The organism is Mycobacterium sp. 012931 (assembly GCF_000419295.1).
Taxonomy (GTDB): domain Bacteria; phylum Actinomycetota; class Actinomycetes; order Mycobacteriales; family Mycobacteriaceae; genus Mycobacterium; species Mycobacterium marinum.
The window spans coordinates 1,478,567-1,497,120 of the sequence record NZ_AOPX01000001.1; the positions used below are offsets into that span (position 1 = coordinate 1,478,567).

The 18,554-nt window shown below is 64.4% G+C and carries 23 protein-coding genes and 1 pseudogene; 16 read left to right on the plus strand and 8 right to left on the minus strand.

Annotation, left to right across the window (positions count from 1 at the left end; all coding sequences use genetic code 11):
* Nucleotides 1–16 precede the first annotated feature (16 nt).
* On the minus strand, nt 17–547 hold the full coding sequence (locus MMSP_RS06700) for a hypothetical protein (RefSeq protein WP_020785998.1): 531 nt from the start codon (nt 545–547) through the stop codon (nt 17–19).
* Nucleotides 544–1,278 (minus strand): hypothetical protein, encoded by a 735-nt coding sequence (locus MMSP_RS06705; RefSeq protein WP_020785999.1) that lies wholly within the window; start codon nt 1,276–1,278, stop codon nt 544–546. Before MMSP_RS06705 ends, MMSP_RS06700 begins: the two co-directional genes overlap by 4 nt.
* Before the next feature lie 151 nt (nt 1,279–1,429).
* Between MMSP_RS06705 and MMSP_RS06710 the strand changes: the two genes are divergently transcribed.
* Nucleotides 1,430–1,846, plus strand: a complete 417-nt coding sequence (locus MMSP_RS06710; RefSeq protein ID WP_012396240.1) for a hypothetical protein — start codon at nt 1,430–1,432, stop codon at nt 1,844–1,846.
* Nucleotides 1,847–1,872: 26 nt separating this feature from the next.
* On the opposite strand, the gene MMSP_RS06715 is transcribed toward MMSP_RS06710, so the two are convergent.
* The gene (locus tag MMSP_RS06715; protein ID WP_020726573.1) at nt 1,873–2,163 is read right to left on the minus strand and encodes a hypothetical protein; all 291 of its coding nucleotides are present in this window, start codon (nt 2,161–2,163) and stop codon (nt 1,873–1,875) included.
* A gap of 199 nt (nt 2,164–2,362) precedes the next feature.
* Entirely contained in the window at nt 2,363–2,947 is a 585-nt protein-coding gene (locus MMSP_RS06720) for a TetR/AcrR family transcriptional regulator (protein WP_015357140.1), read from the minus strand.
* Nucleotides 2,948–3,031: 84 nt separating this feature from the next.
* Between MMSP_RS06720 and MMSP_RS06725 the strand changes: the two genes are divergently transcribed.
* The 4 genes and pseudogenes from MMSP_RS06725 to MMSP_RS25680 form a co-directional block, all read left to right on the plus strand.
* A complete protein-coding gene (locus MMSP_RS06725; RefSeq protein WP_020786000.1) occupies nt 3,032–3,781 on the plus strand; it encodes a hypothetical protein in 750 nt (249 codons plus the stop codon).
* Nucleotides 3,769–4,590, plus strand: a complete 822-nt coding sequence (locus tag MMSP_RS06730) for a hypothetical protein (protein WP_051153620.1) — start codon at nt 3,769–3,771, stop codon at nt 4,588–4,590. Before MMSP_RS06725 ends, MMSP_RS06730 begins: the two co-directional genes overlap by 13 nt.
* A 2-nt stretch (nt 4,591–4,592) precedes the next feature.
* Nucleotides 4,593–5,198: a cytochrome c oxidase subunit 3 gene (locus MMSP_RS06735; RefSeq protein ID WP_020786002.1), complete on the plus strand. Its 606-nt coding sequence runs from the start codon at nt 4,593–4,595 to the stop codon at nt 5,196–5,198.
* Between the two features lie 3 nt (nt 5,199–5,201).
* Nucleotides 5,202–5,486 (plus strand): annotated as a pseudogene (locus MMSP_RS25680) (cytochrome C oxidase subunit IV family protein); the annotation flags it as partial.
* A gap of 24 nt (nt 5,487–5,510) precedes the next feature.
* Here the strand turns inward: MMSP_RS25680 and MMSP_RS06740 are convergent.
* On the minus strand, nt 5,511–6,785 hold the full coding sequence (locus MMSP_RS06740; protein WP_020786003.1) for a cytochrome P450: 1,275 nt from the start codon (nt 6,783–6,785) through the stop codon (nt 5,511–5,513).
* Nucleotides 6,786–6,947: 162 nt separating this feature from the next.
* Between MMSP_RS06740 and MMSP_RS06745 the strand changes: the two genes are divergently transcribed.
* Nucleotides 6,948–7,532, plus strand: a complete 585-nt coding sequence (locus tag MMSP_RS06745; RefSeq protein ID WP_015357134.1) for a TetR/AcrR family transcriptional regulator — start codon at nt 6,948–6,950, stop codon at nt 7,530–7,532.
* Nucleotides 7,533–7,534: 2 nt separating this feature from the next.
* Here the strand turns inward: MMSP_RS06745 and MMSP_RS06750 are convergent, their stop codons facing one another.
* On the minus strand, nt 7,535–7,966 hold the full coding sequence (locus MMSP_RS06750) for a hypothetical protein (RefSeq protein ID WP_020786004.1): 432 nt from the start codon (nt 7,964–7,966) through the stop codon (nt 7,535–7,537).
* Entirely contained in the window at nt 7,963–8,727 is a 765-nt protein-coding gene (locus tag MMSP_RS06755; protein ID WP_020786005.1) for an enoyl-CoA hydratase/isomerase family protein, read from the minus strand. Before MMSP_RS06755 ends, MMSP_RS06750 begins: the two co-directional genes overlap by 4 nt.
* Nucleotides 8,728–8,870: 143 nt before the next feature.
* Between MMSP_RS06755 and MMSP_RS06760 the strand changes: the two genes are divergently transcribed.
* The 7 genes from MMSP_RS06760 (at nt 8,871) to MMSP_RS06790 (ending at nt 14,718) form a co-directional block, all read left to right on the plus strand.
* Nucleotides 8,871–9,293 (plus strand): lipoprotein LpqH, encoded by a 423-nt coding sequence (locus MMSP_RS06760; protein WP_020786006.1) that lies wholly within the window; start codon nt 8,871–8,873, stop codon nt 9,291–9,293.
* A 93-nt stretch (nt 9,294–9,386) separates the two neighbouring features.
* The gene (locus MMSP_RS06765; protein WP_020786007.1) at nt 9,387–10,568 is read left to right on the plus strand and encodes an amidohydrolase family protein; all 1,182 of its coding nucleotides are present in this window, start codon (nt 9,387–9,389) and stop codon (nt 10,566–10,568) included.
* Complete coding sequence (locus MMSP_RS06770) at nt 10,565–12,004, plus strand: FadD3 family acyl-CoA ligase (RefSeq protein WP_020786008.1); 1,440 nt, start codon at nt 10,565–10,567, stop codon at nt 12,002–12,004. The genes MMSP_RS06765 and MMSP_RS06770 overlap by 4 nt, the downstream gene beginning before the upstream one ends.
* A gap of 272 nt (nt 12,005–12,276) precedes the next feature.
* Nucleotides 12,277–13,260, plus strand: coding sequence for a membrane protein (locus MMSP_RS06775; protein WP_020786009.1), 984 nt, complete (start codon nt 12,277–12,279; stop codon nt 13,258–13,260).
* Nucleotides 13,257–13,838, plus strand: coding sequence for a hypothetical protein (locus MMSP_RS06780; protein ID WP_020786010.1), 582 nt, complete (start codon nt 13,257–13,259; stop codon nt 13,836–13,838). The genes MMSP_RS06775 and MMSP_RS06780 overlap by 4 nt, the downstream gene beginning before the upstream one ends.
* A 51-nt stretch (nt 13,839–13,889) precedes the next feature.
* Nucleotides 13,890–14,519, plus strand: a complete 630-nt coding sequence (locus MMSP_RS06785) for a hypothetical protein (protein ID WP_015357126.1) — start codon at nt 13,890–13,892, stop codon at nt 14,517–14,519.
* Between the two features lie 13 nt (nt 14,520–14,532).
* The gene (locus MMSP_RS06790) at nt 14,533–14,718 is read left to right on the plus strand and encodes a bacterioferritin-associated ferredoxin (protein WP_011738661.1); all 186 of its coding nucleotides are present in this window, start codon (nt 14,533–14,535) and stop codon (nt 14,716–14,718) included.
* Nucleotides 14,719–14,732: 14 nt separating this feature from the next.
* Here the strand turns inward: MMSP_RS06790 and MMSP_RS06795 are convergent, their stop codons facing one another.
* Nucleotides 14,733–16,433, minus strand: coding sequence for an alpha-keto acid decarboxylase family protein (locus tag MMSP_RS06795; RefSeq protein WP_020726557.1), 1,701 nt, complete (start codon nt 16,431–16,433; stop codon nt 14,733–14,735).
* A 63-nt stretch (nt 16,434–16,496) separates the two neighbouring features.
* Between MMSP_RS06795 and MMSP_RS06800 the strand changes: the two genes are divergently transcribed.
* Genes MMSP_RS06800 through MMSP_RS06810 form a run of 3 tightly spaced genes read left to right on the plus strand, consistent with a single transcriptional unit; the run spans nt 16,497 to nt 18,540 of the window.
* Nucleotides 16,497–16,937 carry an SRPBCC family protein gene (locus MMSP_RS06800; protein ID WP_011738659.1) on the plus strand — a complete coding sequence of 147 codons (441 nt, stop codon included), beginning with the start codon at nt 16,497–16,499 and terminating at the stop codon, nt 16,935–16,937.
* Nucleotides 16,938–16,946: 9 nt separating this feature from the next.
* A complete protein-coding gene (locus tag MMSP_RS06805; RefSeq protein ID WP_020786013.1) occupies nt 16,947–18,026 on the plus strand; it encodes a CaiB/BaiF CoA-transferase family protein in 1,080 nt (359 codons plus the stop codon).
* Between the two features lie 58 nt (nt 18,027–18,084).
* A complete protein-coding gene (locus tag MMSP_RS06810) occupies nt 18,085–18,540 on the plus strand; it encodes an SRPBCC family protein (protein ID WP_081435805.1) in 456 nt (151 codons plus the stop codon).
* The last annotated feature ends 14 nt before the right edge of the window (nt 18,541–18,554 follow it).

Sequence of the window (18,554 nt, forward strand, 5' to 3'; positions counted from 1 at the left end):
CATCCAGACATGGCAATCACATGGGATCGAATCTCTCGATAAGCCAAGAACTATTGGCCTTTGTCAGCGTTACCCGAATGCTGCTCGACGTCACAATCGGTTCCGGCTTCTGCTTGCTGGCGGTCTTCTGTTTGACAAATACCAGCACGACAGCCGAATTCGGTTGCAGCTCAGCCACCGCCGCCCGGACCACGCTGGCCGTGGTGGTGACTCGGCCGCGCTGCGCGGCGGGGCCGACGACCTGATCTGCGAACTGTCGGTAATACGTCAAATAGTTGTCGGTGAGGCGGGATCTGGCGTTGGCGAAATCATGGTCGAGGGTGTCGGGGGAGTAGGACAACAGAGCCACAGCGCCGTCGCTGGCCGCGGTGACAACCTGTTGTGCCGCCGCATCATCGGTCTGTAGATCCACTCGGTAGACGAAGTAGAAGTAGCCGGCGCCGAAAGCGACTGCCGCCACCAGTGATGTTGTCAGCAGGATTGCGCGCCAACGCCGCAGGCAACGACGCGTCCAGCGCTTAACTGCTGCGGCACCGGCGACTTTCACGGGACGAATTCAACTTTGGAGATCTTGAGCTGGGTGCCGTCGCGTTCGACGTTGACGACGATGCGCCAAGACCGTGTTTCGGGCTTCGTCTGATCGGGCTTGACGATGTCAGACTTAGCCGCAATCAGCACGATTGCCGAGTCGCCGGTCATGGACTCGACGGCGACAGCTTGGACGGCGCCTTTGATATGGACTTTGGACTGCTCGACCGCCTTGACGAAGTCCTCGGCGCTCATCAATATGCCGGCCTTGAATATCCCGGTAGTGCTGTCGACGAAGCGCTGCACGTCGTCTCTGGCCTTGCTCGAGTCAATCGACATCATTGTCAGGACCGCGTTCCGGGCCGCAGCCGAATACGCTGCGGCGCGCTCGCGTTGCGCGACGGCGTTGTGGTGGTGCCACAGTAGAAACCCGCTGGCACTCAACGAGGCGCAGATGACCACAAGCGCGCCCGCGGCCGCCAAGGCCTTTCGGCTGTGGCGACGTCCTCGCCCGCGGCGCGTTGGTGTTCTCGTGGGTTCCTGTTCGTCGGGGGCGGCGCTGGCATCGGGATCGGTTGAGGCCGCTTCGGCGAGTTCGCGAAGCCGGGTGGCGCGGGCACGAGCGGAATCGGCGCGGGCCTGTGCCCGCGCGGGTAGGTCTGCTTCGGCAGCCGCGTCGGCTGCGCCGGTGACCCCTGCCTCCGGATCCTCGGTATCGAGCGTCTGTGCTGGAAGCTCGCGCGGCGGCATGGATCACCTCCTGGTCCGCACCTATCGGAGAGCCACATTATCACTGGCAAATAAGAGGTCTGGAGCGATTGCTACCGCCGGTGAATCAGTGTCTCTCCGTGAAACAGAATTTCCTTCCCAATTTCAGTCGCCGCTGTGGCAAAGTGATTTTGTGCGATTCATTGTGGCATCGGTCGCCGCAGTGCTGGGTTCAGCAATGTGGGCGGGCCTGCCGGTGGCGCCGTTGGCCGTCGCCGAGCCGAGCACGTGCGACTACCCGGATTGCACACCAGGTATTAGGCCGCACGTTGTGCTCGGTGCGCCGTGTGACAGCACCACCTACTACGTATTCGGGACTGCCGACTATTACGTGTCGTTCGCCACACAGCCGGGGCGGCTGATGTTTTGCGGCTCGCCCAGAAGATATGAGCCCCGGTGGTTCCGGTCGCCGCCAATGGCCGGCATCAAGGACGAGAACTCCTCGTGTACCGATTTCCCGGAGTATTACGTTGCGCAAGCGCCAGATGGGCTGTTCCTGGTGTGTGTTGCCCACGACGGCAGACAAGCCTGGGAGCGCGGCGACACCTAATCCGTGCGAGCGGTGCACGGCCGAAGCTAGGGCAGCATGTTCGGGATCTCGGGCCAATCTTGGAAGGGGCTCGGCCCGAAGTAGTCGCGGTCGTGCAGCGTGCCGTCCATGTCGCGGTGATGAGCGTCATGGCAAGTGGTGGGATCCCATTGCGGTCCCCAGGCCGGGTCGAACGGCTGGCCCGGACACCAGTGGTATCCCACAAACGGCCAGGGCGGATCGTCCGCGTGGGCCCTGGCTGCAGCGCCCACACCGATGAGCCCGAACCCGGTGAGCACCATGGTCGTCGCGGCGACCGAGCGAGCGACTTTGCTCATGGTGGAAACGTTACCGGAAAAGGCGTTCCCGTTGGGGGCCGTTGTCGGTTGACTCCGGTTGATGACCGGGACTAGCTGGATTCGAATTCACCTGTAGCGCTGTGGTGTAGGCGATTCGGGGCGGCAGTGGGACTCATCACCCCGGGGCGCTGCTGGGTAACGGGGACGGTGAGGGGGACGGCGATCCGTAGGGCGCGGACTAGCCTTCGCCGGTATCCATCAGCCGACTTGTGATGCGCCGTAGCTGGGTACGCAGCGTCGCGTCGTCGACATCGGCGACCAACGGGTGCAACACGCCGACGGCTATGGCGCCGGACAACATGGCCGCCAGCACGCGGGTGTCTTGGCCCGCATCGCCAATCAGGACGCCATAGAGCCGCTCGATGAACCGCTGAAACGGCTGTTGCTCGGCCAGCAGCCGGACGATGACCGGATCGAACTGCAGGGTGCTGGCGGCGCCGCGACGCTCGACGGCCAGCTCGATGACGCGATCCAGCAGCAACTCACGCGCCTGGGAAGGATGGTCGTGCGCCTCGGCGGCTTCCAAGGTCTCTTCCAAGCCGCCGAGTTCGCGTTCGGTGAGCGCGATGACGATCTGTTCCTTCGTCTTGAACTGGTGATAGACGGCCGCCTTGGTGACGCCGACGGCGTCGGCGATCATTTGCAGCGAGGTCCCGCCCACGCCGTGCTCGGCGATCAAGCCCAGCGCGGCGTCCAATATGCGCACCTGCGCGGCGCTGCGTGTGATGACACGAAACTGGTTGCGGGACTGGGAGGACACCACACCGGGAGCCTAGCCGATCGGCTATTGACCGAAAGTAGCCGATCGGCTAGTTTCGCTGACTAGCGGGCCGGGAAGGAGTCACCGGTGGGCGAGGTCGGCGAAAGCCAGGTAGATGCGCGGGGGGTGCGCAGACGCACCGACGGCGAGCTGATTCTGTTGTGGACCTTGCCCGCCGCGTCGGTCATCTGGGTGGCCGCGTTCCTCTTGTTTCCGGGGTTCCTCCCACCCATGTCGCCGATGATGCCCGCGGAGCGGGTGGCCGCGTTCTACCGCGATCCGGCGAACCTGCCACGCATCCGCTACAGCATGATCCTGTTCAACTGGTTCGGCGTCTGCCTCATCCCGATCCTGATCCTGCTCGTGTTGCAGATCCGCAGGATGGCTCATCGCACGCCGATCTTCTCCTACTGCATGCTCGGCTGCGTGGCCGGCGGCCCAACACTTTTCCTCATCGCCAACGTCTGTTGGCTGCTGGCCGCCTTTCGTCCGGAACGGGAACCGCAGCTGACGCAGCTGCTCAACGATTTTGCCTGGATCACCTTCACCACCGTGGTCCCTTTCCTCATCGGACAGAGCGTGATCCTGGCCCTGGCGATCTACTTCGATGACCCCGCGCATCCGGTGTTGGGGCGCTGGGTGGCGCATTTCAACATCGTTGTCGCGGCCGCGCTGACCCCGGCGGCATTCGTTGGGCTGGCATTGACCGGTCCGCTGGCGTGGGACGGGGCGTTGTCGTTCTGGCTGAAGAACATTGCCATCGTGGTGTGGAGCGTGGTGATGGGCGTGGTGTTGGGCCGGTGCCTCTACCGGGAACAAGCGCAATGCCGGCAGTGAGGGTGTCAACCGGTGACCGGCTGGGGGCGCCAGCCGGGGGTCCCGCGGGGCCACTGCCACGCCGGATCGTCTGGCAGTGTCGGCACAACCCGAAGCGCGAGCTGTGGCTGGCCTGGGGGACACTGGTTGTCTTCTACAACATCTTTTTCGTGGTGTTCTTCCTCGCCACCCGAACCCAGCCGCCGCCGGATCCCGGGTGGGATGACTCCCGGGTCGCGCAGTGGTTCCAGGACAACCACTTTGGGATCCTGGCCGGGTTTGCCGTGATGTTCGTCATCACCGCCATGACGACGATGAGCAACGCCCTGATCGCCTATTCGATGCGCCGGATGTCCATCAGCCGGGCGTTCGCGTATTCCTACCTGATCCTATACTCGCTCAGCGCGATCCCGGGCATGCTGCTGATGTGCATCGCGCTGACGGTCGCAGCGATGCGCCCCGGCCGTGACCCGAGGCTGACCCACTGGATCTACGACTTCGCCTTCCTGTCGTTCGTCGGCACCATGGGCGTGTTCCTGATCGGCTCGCTGGTGTGGATGCTGGCGATTCTCATCGACCGCAACCGGGTGTTCCCAAAGTGGTTCGGATATCTCAACCTGTGCAACGCACTCACCGAGATCGTCGTGTCGCCGGCGTGGATCTTCCGCGGCGGCGTATTGGCGTGGAACGGTCAGATCGCCTGGTGGCTCGACATGGTGGTATTCGGCATCTATACCGGGGTTTTCATCGTTCTGCTGAGGCGGATGATCCAGCGTGAGGACTTCGGCACCGGGCCGCTGCCGGATCTCCCGGTGCGAGAGCCGGCGTAGCGATGACCGAGCTTTCCGGTACCGGCACGCGGCAGGATGCGGACAGGCAACCCACGTTCGTGCCGGGCCAGCCCGACATGTGGGCGTTTGTACTGTTCGAAACGCTGTTATTCACGGCGTATTTCGGGTTCTACCTGTTCTATCGGGGGCGAAGTCCTGAACTGTTCTCGAGCGCCCAGGCGCAGCTGGACCTGCGCATCGGCACCTTCAACACCCTGGTGTTGTTGCTCAGTTCGTGGTCGGTAGCGCGATGCGTTCAGGCGGCTCGGGCCGGCGCATACCGACGGGGGTTGCGGGACGCCTTGCTCACGGCGTGTCTCGGTCTGGTGTTCATGGTGTCCAAGGTGGCCGAGTGGGCCAAAGCGGCCCCGCTGGGAAACGGACTGGCCGGTAGCGATTTCTTCACGTACTACTACTTTCTCACTGGAATCCACTTTGTCCACCTATTGATCGGCTTCGTAGTCCTGGGCATCATCGTGTTTGAACTACGTGGTCCGGCAACGAGATCGCGGCGAACCCAGGAGCTGGTGGAAACCTGTGCCACCTACTGGCACACCGTGGACTACCTCTGGGTGCTCATTTTTGCGCTGCTGTACGTGGTGAGGTGATCGGTGGGGCAGAAATTCAATACCAGGCTGTTGGTCGTCTGGGTGATTCTGGCGTCGCTCACGCTAACCTATCTGTGGATGGACCGCTACATCGACCCCGGATCGCCAAGTCCCAGCAGGGTGCTCACGGCAAGCGTGATCGTGATCGCCCTTGTCAAGGTGCGCATCATTTTTCGGGAGTTCATGGAGGTGCGTCAGGCCCCGAAACTGCTGCGTCGGCTAACCGACGCGTGGGTGATTCTGATCGGCATCAGCCTGTTCGGGAGCTACGCCGTAGGGCTGGCGCTCGGGTGGCCCGGACGGAATCGAGCGCTAGCCCGCGGGAGTGAAAGTGATGTGGAGTTCGGTGAGTCCACGCAGTATGTAGGTCGGCTCGTAGGTATACCGACGGTCGTCGGCGGGGCCGTGCCGGTCTTCGTTGATGACGATGTCGTGCATCCGGTCCAGAATGCGCTCCAGCGAGACGCGACCCTCCACGCGTGCCAGTGGCCCTCCCGGGCAGGAGTGCACTCCGCGGGCGAAAGCCATGTGCTCGCGAACATTCGGGCGATCCAAACGAAATTCATGGGGGTCCTCGAACCGGCGTGGGTCGCGGTTGGCAGCGCCGGGCAATACCATCACGACGGTGCCGGCGGCGATATCGAGCCCACCCACTGTGGTTCTCTTGCGAGCCAGCCGGGAGTCGCTCTTGACGGGGCTATCCATCCGCAGTGATTCCTCGATGAAGTTTGGTATGAGGCTGCGGTTTTCGCGTAGCTGGCGCTGGATGTCCGGCCGGTCGCCGAGTACGCGCATGGCGGCGGTCAGCAGCTTGGCGGTGGTTTCCTGACCGGCCGCGAACAGGAAGGTGGCCCATCGGACCACGTCGATGATCTCCGGCGTCGAACCGTCCGGGTAGGTCGCGGTGGCCAACGCTGTCAATACGTCGTTGCGCGGTTGGCGCCGCCGGTCCTCGATGTAGGCACTGAACTTGTCGTCGAGCCACTGCAGTGGGTTGACGCCCACCGATTCATGGTCGAGTGCGCCGACTCGACCCATCCGGTCGGCGCCCAGCACAACACGGAAGTCCTTGCGGTCGTCCTCGGGTACGCCGAGCAGGTCGGCGATCACCAAAGTGGCAAAGGGCTTGGCGTATTCACTGATGAACTCGCATTCGCCGGCGCCGAGAAACTCATCAAGCTGGCGATCGGCGAGCCTCCACATGAACTCCTCGTTCTGTTTGAGCCGGCTGGGGGTCAGTAGCCGGCTCAGAATCGACCGCGCCCGACTGTGCTCCGGTGGGTCCATGGTGACCATGTGCTCGTACATCGGAAACTGTTCGCGATGGGCGTCGATCTGGGCGTTGACGTCGTCACCGTTGGGTGTGAAGGGCAGCGGCGGGAACGGGCCACCGAGCGCGACGCAGTTGGAAAAGGAGTCGGTGTCCTTGTATACCGCGGTCGCCTCCTCGTAACCGGTGACCGCGACGACGCCGTACTGAGGTAGCCGCAGTACCGGGCTTTGGCGTCGCAGGTAGTCGAAGTAGGGATGTGGGTCCGGGATCAGGGACGGGTCAGTGAAGAAGTCGATGGATTCGTAGCTGCTCATTGCGTGCGTGCCTCCCATGGCCGGCTGGCGCCGCCGGAGAATCCCATTTCCGCTGCGCTGAGCACCTGCTTAGCATGGCGGTAATGTCACGGTCAAGGGTGCGCGCGGCGATACGATCGTGGCGAGCCGTCCGGTTTCTTGTGGAGAGTACGGAGCAAAGGCATGACATCGGCCCGTCGGATCGGGGCGCCTGACGCGAAGAATCGTGGCGTGCTCCTCGACACGGCCGAACAACTCATGATCGAAGAGGGCTACGCGGCGGTGACGTCGCGCCGGGTGGCGAGTGAGGCCGGACTCAAGCCCCAGCTGGTGCACTATTACTTCCGCACGATGGAGGAGCTGTTCCTCGAGCTGTTCCGCCGCCGCGCCGAAGCGGGTCTGCGTGCGCAGGCCCAAGCGCTGCAGTCACCGAAACCGCTGTGGGCGTTGTGGAGACTGGGCAGCGATCCGGCTTTTGCGCGTATTTCGATGGAGTTCATGGCCTTGGCCAATCACCGCAAGGCGTTGCGGGCCGAAATCGCCCACTACGCGGAGCGGTTCCGTGATGAACAGCGACGGGTGATCACCGCGGCACTGCAGCGCTACGGCGTGGACAGCCAGGACGTTCCGCCGGTGGTGTGGACGGTTCTGATGGCCAGCCTGTCGCGCTTTCTGGTGCTGGAGAAGGCACTTGGCATGTCTGGTGGTCACGCCGAAACGATCGAGTTGGTGGAAAGCTACCTGCGCCGGTTAGAGGGCGAGCCCTAGGTTCACCAGATTCGTAGCGAACAGAGGACGCCGCGGGGTCCGTCTTTGGACACCTTGACCACCCCGTCCACCGCCAGGTCGCAGTGAAACTGCGGCGCGCCCTGTTGCCTGCCGGTGCTCGCGGTGACCACCGCCCATTGGTCGGGGTTGGCCAGCATGACCTGCATGGTCCACGGCTTCCCTGGTGCGATATCGGCCTGGATGTTCGGGGTGAACTGATAGTTGTTGTGGCTGTAGTCGGAGAAGACTGCGGGGTCTTGGTCCCCGTAATAGATGTCGGCGTAGATGGGGCTCTTGGCGGAGACGGTGTAGGTGACCTGATGCATGGGCGGGTCGTCCGCGTATGACTTGGGCGCGCCGGCAAGTGCACCAGTCATGGTTGCAATCGCGGCGACCGTAACCGATCGCAGGACCGGTTGCCTGTTGCTGGTCATGTCGCTCCTTCGGCTCCCGGTCCACGGTTGGGGGTACGGTTCATCACCCGCTCTGCGGCTTGCCAGTGCGCATCCTTAACCCATAGCCGGGCAAAGGACGCTATCGCCTCATCTGGTGAAGTTCCGTTGATTACGCGTTTGACCTCGGCCGCCGGACGCCGTGCCAGCGATCTGGCCAGCGACCGCCAGCCGCCGTCGGTCGAGTCGAAGGACGCACGCGGGAACACCAGATCCACCAAGCCAATTCGCTCGGCCTCAACGGCATCGAGTGCAATCCCACTGCCCGCCAACAGCAGCGCCTTGCTCTTGCCGACCACCGCGGCCAACCGCTCGGCGCCGCCCCACGCCGGCATGATCTCCAGCAGCACCTGATTGAAGGCGATCTTGATATCGTCGGCGGCCACCCGGATATCGGCCGCGACGGCGACCTCGGCTCCACCCCCGAATGCGTGTCCGTTGAGGGCGGCGATCACCGGTGCCGGAAACGTGGCGATCTGATCGCAGATGGACCGCATCCGCTTCGCCATTGCCGAGGCGTCTTCCAGGGTGCGCAGCGCGCTCAATTCCTTGAGGTCGCCGCCGGAGACGAAAGCTCGATCGCCGGCGCCCTTGATCACCAGGGCCTGTGCTCCCGCTGCCGCGTCGAGTGCATCCTGCAGCTGTGCCATGGTCTCCAAACCGATGGCATTGCGTGCGTGGGGGCGATCGATGGTCAGTACGGCTAGCCCGGTGTCGAGCTCATCAAATTCCAAGTCCACCATGTGGTCAATGCTCCTGAACGCGCCATCAAAGAGCAAAATCAGTGCTCGGATAACTGCCCGCCGGTATAGGCATTCTCTTCAACGGAGAATAGCATCATCGCTGCAGGTCCAGAAGGCGCGTCGCGCGGAATCGAGGTGGCCGGGTGCGCAATCCGATCAAGCTGGCGTTCGTGTGTCTGCTCGCGTCAGCCGGTCTGACCGGCTGCGGCTCGTCGTCGGGCTCGCAGCTGGCCAGCACGGCGTCGATGACCGTCAACGGCGCCGACGTGCAGCCACGCGTGGTGCGGTGCATCCAGATCGAGTGGTACCGGACCATCCAGATCGGAGACCAAGCCTCCGGGGTCAGGGTCCTGATCGACCAGGGGGCGCGGCCGATGATCGCGAAGTCGGTTCGCATCACCAATCTGGGGGGCTTCACCGGGATGTACGCCCAGGGCGACGGCGGCGACGCGGGCCTGCACTTCAGCGATGGCCGATTCACCATCACCGGGAACGCCGACGGGTACAACACGGACAAGCCCGCCGAGCCCACGACGGCCGCATTTCGGATCAGCGTCAACTGCTGACCGGGCGCAATTGCGGGTAGCACGCGCAGTGACGCCCGTTGCGGCCGCCAAGATATGAAAATAGTATTCTCCTGAATCGCGAAGGAGGATCCCATGTCATCGGCTGCTCTGTCAGATCCGCTCTTCGACGCGGACAACCACCTCTACGAAACCGAGGAGTCGCTGACCAAGTACCTGCCCAAGCAGTACCGGGGCGTGATCCAGTACGTCCAGGTCAACGGGCGCACGAAGATCGCCATACGCGGCCAGATAAGCGATTACATCCCCAACCTCACCTTCGAGGTGGTGGCCAGGCCCGGGGCGATGGAGGAGTACTTCCGGATCGGCAACCCGGATGGGAAGAGCCGGCGGGAGATCTTCGGCGAGCCGATGCGCTCGATTCCGGCGTTCCGCGAACCCGGCCCGCGGTTGGAGCTGATGAACGAACTGGGCGTCGACCGATCGTTGATGTTCCCCACCCTGGCCAGCCTCATCGAGGAGCGGATGCGCGACGATCCGCTGCTCATCCACATAGTGGTGCACGCACTCAACGAATGGCTGCACGAGGAATGGGGCTTTCGCTACCAGGACCGGATCTTCACCGTGCCGGTGGTCAGCCTGCCGATCGTGGAGAAGGCCATCGAAGAACTGGACTGGGTGGTCGAGCGGGGTGCCCGCGCGGTCTTGGTGCGCCCGGCTCCGGTGCCCGGATATCGCGGCCCGCGGTCGTTTGCGTTGCCGGAGTTCGATCCGTTCTGGCACCGCTGCGTCGAGCACGACGTGCTGGTCGCCATGCATTCCTCGGACTCCGGGTACGCCCGCTACACCGCCGAGTGGGATGGCGGCGACAAGGAGATGCTGCCCTTCCAGACCAATGCGTTCTCCATGCTCAACGAGTGGCGCCCGGTCCAAGACGCCGTCGCGTCGTGGGTGATTCACGGCGCGTTGTACCGCGTTCCGCGGCTCAAGGTCGCGGTCATCGAGGCTGGCTCCAAATGGCTGTTCCCGTTGCTCGATCAGCTGGCTGATGTTTACAAGAAGACTCCGGAAAGCTTCCCCGGCGGCGACCCGGTCGAAGAGATCAAGAACCGCATCCACATCAGCCCGTTCTACGAGGACGGCATCGCGGATCTGATCAAGCTGATCGGTACCGACCGGGTGCTCTACGGCTCGGACTATCCGCACCCGGAGGGGCTCGCGCAACCTCGGCACTACGCCGACGCGCTGCAGGACCTCAGCGTCGATGACCAGGCAAAGATCATGGGAGGCAACCTCGCTCGGCTGATGTCGGTGTGAACGAATGGCAGACCATCCCCGAGATGGTCTTGAGCGCGGGTGAGCGTTTCGGCGATGCAGAAGCCATCGTCGACGGGTCGTTGCGGATCACCTTCACCGAGCTGACCGATCGGGTGCGCCGCGCCGCAGGTGCGTTCGCGGCGATGGGCATCGACAGGGGGGACCGCGTTGCCGTCTGGGCGCCCAATTCGGCCGAGTGGATCATCGCCGCCTTCGGGCTGCTGACCGCTGGAGCGGTGCTGGTCCCGGTCAACACGCGCTTCAAGACGGACGAGGCCGCCGACATCATCCGGCGCAGCGGGGCCAGGGCGGTGCTTTTCGAAAAAGGATTCTTGGGAATGGATTTCACCGTTCCAGACGGCATCCCGGCGATCGATCTGCGCTCCGGCTTCCTGGAGTGTGGCAAGCCGTTCGAGCGTGCGGTCAGTGGATCCGACATCGCGGACATCGTCTACACATCGGGTACCACCGGGCGGCCCAAGGGCGTGATGATGGATCACGCGCAAACATTGCGCCACTACGCCCATTGGTGTGATCGCGCGGATCTGCGCACCGGCGACCGCTACCTGATCGTCAACCCGTTCTTCCACATCTTCGGGTACAAGGCCGGCTGCATCGCGTCGCTGATCAGGGGCGCCACCATCATTCCGGTACGTGTCTTCGTCCTCGACAACGTGCTGGAATTGATTGAACACGAGCGAATTACGATGCTTCCTGGGCCTCCGACGCTGTACCACTCGCTACTGTCCGCTCGAGGTCGGCGGGACCTGTCGTCACTGCGGGCGGGGGTGACCGGCGCCGCGGATATCCCGGTGGAACTGATTCGGCGGGTGCGCACCGAGTTGCCGTTCCAGACCATCATGACCGGCTACGGCCTTACCGAGGCCGGAACGGTCACCCTGTCCAAGCCGGAGGATTCGTTCGAGGACATCGCCACCACCGCGGGTCTCGCGTGCGACGGCATCGAGCTGGCGACCGCCGACGACGGCGAGATCTTGGTGCGCGGATACAACGTCATGAAGGGCTACCTCGACGATCCGGTTGCCACCGCCGAAGCCATCGACGGCGAGGGCTGGCTACATACCGGAGACCTCGGCACCATCGACGAAACCGGCCGGCTGCGCGTGGTCGGCCGCAAGAAGGACATGTTCATCGTCGGCGGCTTCAATGCCTACCCGGCCGAGATCGAGGGCTTTCTGATGGAGCACGAGGCGGTCGCACAGGTGGCCGTCATCGGCGTTCCCGACGAGCGGCTCGGACAGGTCGGTAAGGCGTTCGTGGTTCGCCAGAGCGGCAAAAGTGCGCTCAGCGCTGAGGATTTGCTGGGTTGGTGCCGGGAACGGATGGCGGGATTCAAGGTCCCGCGTTCGGTGCGCTTTGTCGATGCGTTGCCGCTGAATGCGACCGGAAAGGTGGTCAAGGACCTGCTCCGCTAGGGCGTGGCTTCGCGATATGCTGCGCGTCGAGAAGCATATTTCCGCAAGTAAAAGCTACTTTTGTCTTTGGTGTAGCTTTGGACTAGGAGCCGCCTTGGGGGCCAAACGACAACGTGGCTCTCCAAGGTTCGTCGAGACGAGGGGTCGATGCCGCGAGATGTGAAGTTGCGCAGCAGCGGAATCCGTCGTTGCGCGCCGGCGGTATCGAATCCGGGGGCCGGGCTCGACTCTGCCGATGACCGATTCGGGGTGGCGCAGTTGCGCATCCAGCGATGCACACAGCGCTGCTGTCGGCCGGGTGTGGTGTGAGCACCGGCATCGGAAACGGCGCGGCTGATCCGAGATCCGCCCCGGTGGACGAGGACGAAATCGGCGGCACCGCTGCCGAAATGCGGGCGTTGGCCGACGAGGCTGAGGCCGAAGCCGCAGAAGCGGAGGCCCTGGCGGCCGCCGCCGGTGCCCGTGCGCGCGCCCTGCAACTAAGACGTCGCGCCGAACGCGCCGAGGCCGCAGCGGAAGTTGACGCTGCTTGTGAAGCCACCCATGAAGGCGCGGCGGATGGGCAGGCGACCGCTTCGCGCAACGGTGCCGAAGAGCCGACTGGGAATTCGGCCGATGTCCTCGAGTCCGACGACGTCGCCGAAACCGAAGAGCTGCGCGCCGATGACGACGAGCCGGTAGCCGCCGGCTCGGCCAAGGCCGATGAGTCCGAGGCCGACGAGCTTGCCGATGAGTCCGAGCGGTCACGGCGAGGTCTGCTGAGGCGCCCCAAACTGTCCACCCTCACCGCTGCGCTCGCCGTGCTCGTCATTCTCGCCGCGCTGGCCGGCAGCGCGTACATGGTGCTGCAGCATCGCGATGCGACCCGGCAGCGTGAACGAGTGGCCGAATTTGCCGCAGCGGCCAGGCAGGGCGTTATCACCCTGACATCGCTGGACTTCCAGGACGCCAAGCAGGGGATAGGGCGCATCCTCGACAACTCCACCGGCTCGTTCAAAGACGAACTCCTCAAGTCCTCCGACGACTTCATCCAGGTGGTGCAACAGGCGCAGGTGGTCGAGCAGGGAACGGTCCAAGCCGTCGCCGTCGACAGAAACTCCATGACCGATGACTCGGCGGTGGTGCTGGTCGCCTCGACATCGGAAGTCACCAATGCCGCCGGGGCCAAGAAGGATCCCCGCAGGTACCGGCTGATCGTGACCATCACCCGAGACGGTGATCAGCTCAAGATGTCGAAAGTCGAGTTTGTGCCGTGACCGCAGAGCAGACCTCGGGCGAACAACAGAAGCCTGACGAGGATCCGGGGCCGGAGCCGCTCGAGCGCCGTCGGGCCTGGTTGCACAAGCTGACGCCGGGCAAAGTCGTCGTTGCCGTGGTGGGGCTGCTGGTGGCGGCCGCACTGGGGTTGCTGGCGGCGCTGTTCGTGTTCTCCTACCGGCCAGATCGCGAAGTCGATGCCCAGGCCGCCGGGGCCGCCGTCTCGGCCGCCAGCGACGGGGCGATCGCCATCCTGTCCTATTCTCCGGACACCCTCGACCGCGATTTCTCCTCGGCCAGGTCGCACTTCACCGGCGAATTCTTGTCCTACTACGACCAATTCACGCAGCAGATCGTCGCACCGGCGGCCAAGCGGAAGTCGGTGAGGACCAGTGCGGTGGTGCTTCGCGCCGCCATTTCCGAGTTGCACCCGGACTCGGCGGTGGTACTGCTGTTCGTCAACCAAACCACCCAGAGCGCAGATCGTCCCGAACCGGCATTGACTTCCAGCAGCGTCCTGGTCAAGCTGACGAAAGCTAATGGAAAATGGCTTATCTCATCGTTTGATCCGGTCTAGGTTAGGTCTGGAACCGGTGTAGGGGATGCTGCTGGTGACGGGAACTCGGCGATGACGAACGACATCCACTCGATGGTGATCGCATCGGACTATCGCGTGCCCGATCCAACCAGGGTGTGGCCGCTGCTGGAACGCAACAAGTCCGCGCTCGCCGATATCGGTGCACACCACGTTCTCGTGTACGCCTCAACACATGACTACGGCCGCGTCCTGGTGATGATCGGGGTGCACAGCCGCGAGCCCGTCGTCGAGCTACTTCGTTCGCGGGTCTTCTTCGACTGGTTCGACGCGGTAGGCGTCGACGACATTCCGGCGGTCTTTGCCGGTGAGATCGTGGACAGGTTTGTCGTCGGGGCGTCGGGGTCCGGGGCAGCGGCGGCCCCGGGAGTCGTGGTGGCCGCGATCGCCTCGGTCGACGACGTGGCGACGCTGATCGCCGAAGTCGCCCCGGCGATGGAGCGCTTTGTTGCCGCCGGTATCCGAAAGACCTGGGTCTTTCAGGCTTTCGACGACAGCCACGAAGTGCTGATCCTGCAGGAGTTTCCCGACGAGCAGCGGGCCCGCGAGTGGATCGATCACCCCGACGCCGCGGCCCAATGGCTTCGGGGTGCCGGGATAGGCGCATACCCACCGCTGTTCGTGGGCCGGCTCTCCGAGATGATGCGGATCGATCCGCAGTGAGTTGATCGCCGCAATGTTCGTGTGCCTGTGCAACGGCGTCACCAGTCAGATGGTGGCCGATGCCGTTGTCGCCGGCGCCACGACTACCCGGGAGGTCGCGCGAGCCTGCGGAGCGGGCGCGGACTGTGGGCGCTGCCGTCGCACCGTTCGGGCGATCATCGCCTCGTCAAGTGGCGATCGGGCGGCCCACCCGGCCTAACCTGTCGGTGCTCGTCAGCTGCGTCCGCCGCACTCGGGCGGTGATAGCGATCCGACGAGTTCGTCGAGCAGCGGTGGAACGTCGAGCCGAGGCAATACCGCCTCGACGACGACCATGCGGTCCTGCTGCTCGGCGGCCGCGGTGAGTGCATCGTCGAGCTCGCCGTAGTTTTCGGCCCGCATCGCCAGGTGGTTGGTGACTCCCAGCGCACCGGGGACATCGGTCCATCTCCAGCTGACAATGTCGTTGTACGTAGCGGTCTCGCCGTGAATCGCCCGTTCGACGGTGTAGCCGTCATTGTTGACCACCACGATGACCGGCGACAGGCCCTCCCGGGAGAAAATCCCGAGTTCCTGCACGGTCAACTGTGCGGCCCCGTCGCCGATCAATAACACCGTCCGGCGATCGGGATGGGCCACCGCCGCTCCCAGCGCCGCGGGCAGCGTGTAACCGATTGAGCCCCAGAGGGGTTGACCGATGAAGGTGACGCCCTGCGGCAATCGGTGGTCGGCCATGCCGTAGAACGACGTGCCCTGATCTGCCAGCACCACGTTGCCCGGTGTCAGGGCTTCGCAGAGCCGGTTCCACAGCATCTCTTGGTTGAGTGGCTCGTCGCGCCCCGGGGTGGGCGGGCCCGGCTCGGCCGGGGGTACCGCCACCGGGGGAGAGCTGATCCCGCGCTTGGTCAGGATTGTGGCCACGGCCTGCAGCGCGGCGCCCATCTCCAGTGGTGCGAACACCTGGTCCGCCACGCTGCTTTGGTACTGCCCGATATCGATGGTGCGGGCCGGGTCAATCCGCTGGCTGAAGAATCCGCTCACCATGTCGGTGAATACCACCCCGGCCGTGACCAGCACGGGCGCCTGCTCGATGGCCTTGCGCACCGGCTCGGCGCTGGCGGCCCCGGCGTAGATGCCGAGGAAGTTGGCTGAACTCTCGTCGAGCAGGCTCTTTCCCCACATCAAGGTCGCGTGGGGTACCACGTCGGCGGACAGCAATGCCTCTAGCTCCTTGATCGCTTGCAGGCGATGGACCAACAGGTCGGCCAGGACGGTCAGCTGGTGGTCACCGATCAGGTCGGCGGCAGCGCGGGTGAACAGCGACAGCGCGCGTGGGCTGGTTCCGCCGGCCAGCGGAGGCAACGGGGCGCCGGGCGGTTCGGTGGGGAACCGCGCCACGTCGGTGGACAGTAGTAGATACCCGGGCCGTTTTTGCTCGCGCACCTCGCAGAGCACTCGGTCGATCTCCCGGCATGCCGTCGCTGGCATGAGATTGGCTTGCGCGCAGGTGATTTCGCGGCTGATTCGGAAGAAGTGCTCGAAGTCGCCATCGCCGAGCGAGTGGTGCAACGCCCGGCGGGCGCCCTGGGCGTCCTTGGAGGGTCCGCCCACGATGTGCACCACCGGTACGTGTTCGGCGTAGCTGCCCGCGATGGCGTTGGTCGCGGAAAGCTCGCCGACTCCGAAAGTCGTTACCACCGCCGACATTCCACGTAGCCGTCCGTATCCGTCGGCGGCGTAGCCGGCGTTGAGCTCATTGGCGCTGCCCACCCAGCGGATGATCGGATGGGCGACGATGTGGTCCAGGAATTCCAGGTTGTAGTCGCCGGGAACCCCGAAGATCTCCGAGACACCGAGTTCGGCCAGACGGTCGAGCAGGTAGTCGCCGACGGTGTAGACGGGGTCAGTGGCGGCATCATTTTCGAGCAGGGTCACGACGACGACGCTACGCCGTTGAAACTATTCCGGTTGGGCCGCCGCTTCGCTATCGTGCGGGCCATGGCAATCAAAGAAACCCGCGACATCGTCATCGAAGCCAGCCCCCAGGAGATCTTGGACGTCATTGCTGACTTCGAAGCGATGCCCGAATGGTCTTCGCCGCATCAGAGCGCCGAAATTTTCGAGACCGGAGCCGATGGTCGGCCCAGCCAGGTGAAGATGAAGGTCAAGACCGCGGGTATCACCGACGAGCAAGTGGTGGCCTACAGCTGGGGCGACAACAAGGTGAACTGGTCGCTCGTCAGTTCGGGCCAGCAGCGTTCCCAGGAGGGGAGCTACCTCTTGACGCCGGAGGGCGACAAGACCCGGGTAAAGCTCGAGCTGGCCGTCGACGCGGTGGTGCCGCTGCCGGGATTCGTGCTCAAGCGTGCGGTGAAGGGCACGGTGGAGTCCGGCCTCGATGAGCTGCGCAAGCAGGTGCTGAAGGTGAAGAAGGGCTGAGTAGCCACGGTGGCGGGTGGGGGACCCCTGGCGGGGGTGAAGGTCATCGAGTTGGGGGGCATCGGCCCCGGCCCACATGCCGGGATGGTGCTCGCCGACCTGGGTGCTGACGTGGTGCGGGTGCGCCGGCCCGGGGGTCTGCAGATGCCGGCCGAGGACCGCGATCTGCTGCATCGCGGAAAACGGATCGTCGACCTGGACGTCAAAAGCCAGCCGCAGGCCTTGTTGGAGTTGGCCGCCAAGGCCGACGTGCTGCTGGATTGTTTTCGGCCGGGCACCTGTGAACGCCTGGGAATCGGGCCCGATGACTGCGCCGCGGTAAACCCGCGATTGATCTTCGCGCGCATCACCGGCTGGGGGCAGGACGGCCCGCTGGCGCCGACGGCCGGCCACGACATCAACTATCTGTCGCAGACCGGTGCGTTGTCGGCGCTGGGCTATCGGGACCGGCCACCCACGCCCCCGCTGAATCTGGTTGCCGACTTCGGCGGCGGTTCGATGCTGGCGCTGCTTGGCATCATGGCCGCGCTCTACGAGCGGGAGCGGTCGGGCAAGGGGCAGGTCATCGACGCCGCGATGGTCGACGGGGTCAGCGTGCTGGCTCAGATGATGTGGACCATGAAGGGAATTGGCAGTCTGCGCGACGAGCGCGAGTCCTTTCTCCTTGATGGGGGTGCCCCGTTCTACCGCTGTTACGAGACTTCTGATGGCAAACACATGGCAGTGGGGGCCATCGAGCCGCAATTCTTCGCGGCGTTGCTGGCCGGACTTGGTCTGTCGGCCGCCGAGGTGCCGTCTCAGCTCGACATCGCCGCCTACCCCAAGATGCGCGAAATGTTTTCGGAGCGGTTCGCCAGCCGAACCCGTGACGAATGGGCCGCGGTCTTCGCCGGCACCGACGCATGCGTGACCCCGGTGCTGACGTGGAGTGAAGCGGCAGCTAGTGATCATCTGCGGGCGCGCTCGACGGTGATTTCCGCGCACGGCGTGGAGCAGGCCGCGCCGGCGCCGCGGTTCTCCCGAACGCCGGCCGGGCCGGTGGGGCCACCGCCCGCCACGACCACGCCGATCGGCGAAATCAACTGGTAACTAGTTATTTGCACCGAACCCGGTTCGTGGCCCGGGCAGCGTTGCTAGCTTGAACTTGGTGGCCGTAAAAGCAGCGCGGGAATTCGTTATTGATGCGCCCCCGGAAGTGGTCATGGAGGCGCTGACAGACGTCGGCGTCTTGGTCTCCTGGTCACCCCTGCACAAGAGTGTGGAAGTCATCGACTACTACCCGGATGGCCGTCCGCATCACGTGAAGGCCACCATCAAGATTCTCGGGCTCGTGGACAAAGAGATCCTGGAGTACCACTGGGGCCCGGATTGGGTGTGCTGGGACGCGGATCAGACCTTCCAGCAGCGCGGTCAGCACGTCGAGTACACGGTCCGGCCCGAGGGACTCGACAAATCGCGGGTGCGGTTTGACATCACCGTCGAACCGTCAGGGCCGATCCCGGGATTCATCGTCAAGCGGGCTAGCGAGCACGTGCTCGACGCCGCGGCGAAGGGGCTCAGTGAGCTGGTCGCCAATCGCGACGCAACGGATCAGGCCAAGTAGCTTCGTCTCACCTG

Excerpts from the sequence above, each read along its gene's own strand:
- MMSP_RS06705 (WP_020785999.1), bottom strand. The coding sequence starts at position 1,278 with ATGCCGCCGCGCGAGCTTCCAGCACAGACGCTCGATACCGAGGATCCG.
- MMSP_RS06715 (WP_020726573.1), bottom strand. The coding sequence starts at position 2,163 with ATGAGCAAAGTCGCTCGCTCGGTCGCCGCGACGACCATGGTGCTCACC.
- MMSP_RS06730 (WP_051153620.1), top strand. The coding sequence starts at position 3,769 with ATGCCGGCAGTGAGGGTGTCAACCGGTGACCGGCTGGGGGCGCCAGCC.
- MMSP_RS06735 (WP_020786002.1), top strand. The coding sequence starts at position 4,593 with ATGACCGAGCTTTCCGGTACCGGCACGCGGCAGGATGCGGACAGGCAA.
- MMSP_RS06740 (WP_020786003.1), bottom strand. The coding sequence starts at position 6,785 with ATGAGCAGCTACGAATCCATCGACTTCTTCACTGACCCGTCCCTGATC.
- MMSP_RS06745 (WP_015357134.1), top strand. The coding sequence starts at position 6,948 with ATGACATCGGCCCGTCGGATCGGGGCGCCTGACGCGAAGAATCGTGGC.
- MMSP_RS06750 (WP_020786004.1), bottom strand. The coding sequence starts at position 7,966 with ATGACCAGCAACAGGCAACCGGTCCTGCGATCGGTTACGGTCGCCGCG.
- MMSP_RS06755 (WP_020786005.1), bottom strand. The coding sequence starts at position 8,727 with ATGGTGGACTTGGAATTTGATGAGCTCGACACCGGGCTAGCCGTACTG.
- MMSP_RS06765 (WP_020786007.1), top strand. The coding sequence starts at position 9,387 with ATGTCATCGGCTGCTCTGTCAGATCCGCTCTTCGACGCGGACAACCAC.
- MMSP_RS06775 (WP_020786009.1), top strand. The coding sequence starts at position 12,277 with ATGCACACAGCGCTGCTGTCGGCCGGGTGTGGTGTGAGCACCGGCATC.
- MMSP_RS06785 (WP_015357126.1), top strand. The coding sequence starts at position 13,890 with ATGACGAACGACATCCACTCGATGGTGATCGCATCGGACTATCGCGTG.
- MMSP_RS06790 (WP_011738661.1), top strand. The coding sequence starts at position 14,533 with ATGTTCGTGTGCCTGTGCAACGGCGTCACCAGTCAGATGGTGGCCGAT.
- MMSP_RS06800 (WP_011738659.1), top strand. The coding sequence starts at position 16,497 with ATGGCAATCAAAGAAACCCGCGACATCGTCATCGAAGCCAGCCCCCAG.